Source organism: Mycobacterium sp. TH-M82, assembly GCF_057473605.1.
In genome coordinates this window covers 1-2,594 of sequence record NZ_JBYCKY010000149.1, presented here as the reverse complement: position 1 = coordinate 2,594, position 2,594 = coordinate 1, and the positions used below count along the sequence as shown (strand labels likewise).

General features: G+C 67.4%; 4 protein-coding genes and 1 pseudogene. 2 read left to right on the top strand and 3 right to left on the bottom strand.

Annotated features, from left to right (window positions below; genetic code table 11):
• Together AC2VON_RS04415 and AC2VON_RS04410 are read left to right on the top strand one after the other, a co-directional pair.
• Nucleotides 1-594, top strand: a 594-nt coding sequence (locus AC2VON_RS04415) for a response regulator transcription factor (protein WP_486951852.1), incomplete at its 5' end; no start/stop codon positions are given.
• Nucleotides 595-622: 28 nt separating this feature from the next.
• A complete protein-coding gene (locus AC2VON_RS04410; RefSeq protein ID WP_486951851.1) occupies nucleotides 623-1,957 on the top strand; it encodes a sensor histidine kinase in 1,335 nt (444 codons plus the stop codon).
• A gap of 39 nt (nucleotides 1,958-1,996) precedes the next feature.
• On the opposite strand, the pseudogene AC2VON_RS04405 reads toward AC2VON_RS04410, so the two are convergent.
• The 3 genes and pseudogenes from AC2VON_RS04405 to arfB all read right to left on the bottom strand — a co-directional run.
• A pseudogene (locus tag AC2VON_RS04405) lies at nucleotides 1,997-2,062 on the bottom strand (sunset domain-containing protein); the annotation flags it as partial.
• A gap of 12 nt (nucleotides 2,063-2,074) precedes the next feature.
• Nucleotides 2,075-2,182: a channel accessory protein ArfC gene (gene arfC / locus AC2VON_RS04400; protein WP_486951850.1), complete on the bottom strand. Its 108-nt coding sequence runs from the start codon at nucleotides 2,180-2,182 to the stop codon at nucleotides 2,075-2,077.
• Entirely contained in the window at nucleotides 2,182-2,352 is a 171-nt protein-coding gene (gene arfB / locus AC2VON_RS04395; RefSeq protein WP_486951849.1) for a channel accessory protein ArfB, read from the bottom strand. Before arfB ends, arfC begins: the two co-directional genes overlap by 1 nt.
• Nucleotides 2,353-2,594: the final 242 nt, after the last annotated feature.

Sequence of the window (2,594 nt, the reverse complement as noted above, 5' to 3'; positions counted from 1 at the left end):
GCGGCCGACGGCGCCGAGGCGTTGCGCAGCGCCACCGAGACCCGCCCGGACGCCATCGTGCTCGACATCAACATGCCGGTGCTGGACGGCGTCAGCGTGGTCACCGCGCTGCGAGCCATGGACAACGATGTTCCGGTATGTGTGCTGTCTGCCCGAAGCTCCGTCGACGACCGGATCATGGGCCTGGAGGCCGGCGCCGACGACTACTTGGTCAAGCCGTTCGTGCTGGCCGAGCTGGTGGCGCGGGTGCGAGCGCTGTTGCGCCGGCGCGGGTCCACCGCCACCTCCTCCGCGGAGACCATCACGGTGGGACCGCTCGAGGTGGACATCCCGGGCCGCCGCGCCCGGGTCAACGGCACCGACATCGACCTCACCAAGCGCGAGTTCGACCTGCTGGCGGTGCTTGCCGAGCACAAGACCGCGGTGCTCTCCCGCGCTCAGCTGCTGGAGCTAGTCTGGGGCTACGACTTTGCCGCCGACACCAATGTCGTCGACGTGTTCATCGGGTATCTGCGGCGCAAGCTGGAGGCCGGCGGCAGCCCCCGGCTGCTGCACACCGTACGAGGAGTGGGATTCGTCCTGCGGGTGCAGTAGAAGCCGCCATGACCATCACCAGACCACCATGAACAGACTGACGCGGATCTTCACCCGGACGCCCTCGCTGCGCACCCGGGTGGTGTTCGCGACGGCAATCGGCACCGCGGTCGCGGTGCTCATCGTCGGTGCCAACGTGTGGGTCGGCATCACCAACGACCGCAAGTACTGGCTGGACCGACGTCTCGACGAGGCGGCCGGTTTCGCGACCCCGTTCGTCAGCCTCGGCCAGATTCCCGGCCCGCCCCGCGGCCAGAACACCGTCATCACCGTGCGCAAAGGAAGCCAGGAGACATCCAACTCCCCGGTGGTGCTGCCCCGGTTGCAGCCGGGCTACGCCGACACCTACGTCAACGGGGCGCGCTACCGGGTGCGCACCGTGGACATCCCCGGGCCCGGCCCGATGATGGTGGCGGTCGGTGCCACTTATGACGAAACCATCAAGGAGATTCACAACGAGCACCGCCGGGTGATCATTGTTTGCGGGCTGGCGATCCTCGCAGCCGCGGTGGGGGCCTGGTTGCTGGCCGCGTTCGCGGTGCGGCCGCTGCGACGGCTGGCCCAGCAGGCCCGCTCGATCGATGCCGGTGATGAGAGGCCCCAGATCGAAGCTCGCGGCGCCACCGAGGCCGTCGAGATCGCCGAGGCGATGCGCGGCATGCTGCAGCGAATCTGGAAGGAGCAGGACCGCACCAAGGATGCGCTGGCTTCGGCCCGCGACTTCGCCGCGGTCTCGTCGCACGAGCTGCGCACCCCGTTGACCGCTATGCGCACCAATCTCGAAGTGCTGTCCACCTTGGACCTGCCCGACGGCCAGCGTAAGGAAGTCCTCAACGACGTCGCCCGCACCCAGACGAGGATCGAGGCCACGTTGGGTGCACTGGAGCGGCTGGCCCAGGGCGAGCTGTCCACCGCCGACGATCACGTGCCAGTCGACATCACCGAACTGCTCGACCGCGCCGCCCACGATGCGATGCGGGTCTACCCCGACCTGGAGGTCTCGCTGGTGCCATCGCCGACCTGCATCATCGTCGGGCTGCCGGCCGGGCTGCGGCTCGCCGTGGACAACGCGATCGCCAACGCGGTCAAGCACGGCGGCGCCAACCGGGTGCAGTTGTCCGCGGTCAGCTCACGGGTCGGGGTGGAGATCGCCGTCGACGACAACGGCAGCGGGGTGCCCGAGGAAGAACGCCACGTGGTGTTCGAGCGGTTCGCCCGCGGGTCGAAGGCCTCACACACCGGCTCGGGTCTCGGGCTGGCACTGGTAGCGCAGCAGGCCGAGTTGCATGGCGGCACGGCGTCGCTGCAGGACAGCCCGCTGGGCGGGGTGCGGTTGCTGCTGCGCCTGCCGCCACCGAGCTAAGCCCGGCTTGCCGGGAGCCGGCCGCGTCGCCTTCTCCTCCCGGAACCACACCTCGGCGATCGTCGCGTCAAAGGCCGGGCTGTCCGGAGTGTGGTAGAGCTTCGAGTCCTCATTGCCCTATTGCCCTTGATCGTCGCGGGTGACTCGCCGGATCGTGAATATCAATGTCAACACCAGCCCGAGCACAAAGCTCAGCGCCATCAACAATTCATTGACGCCGGCCATCACCGGGCTCCGGTCTCGCGCAGACCGGGCAGTCCAGCCAGATCAGCCAGATCAGCCAGCGCTTCTTCCCTGTTTGTGCATCGAATAGACAGTGTGACGATCAGCCGGGCGACGGCCGAACCCACCACGAACGCGAGCAAGTACCACAACCATTGGATGACGAAGGCCATCTCGATTTTTCCTTACCGTGTCGAAGGTGAAGTCGGGCATCGAGCCGGCGGCCTTGAACACCGTGCCCGCCCAGGCTGGCGACGTCGGGTGCGGTGATACCCGGCTTGATGTTCATTTTCTCGACCCCATGCTCTCGATCGTCAACGTGTTGACGATGTTGACGTTCTTCCAGGCGTCCTCAGCCGCGTTCTCGAGTGCGTCCGCCTGAATGGCCGTCGCCGCGGTGCCGGCCAGGGTGACG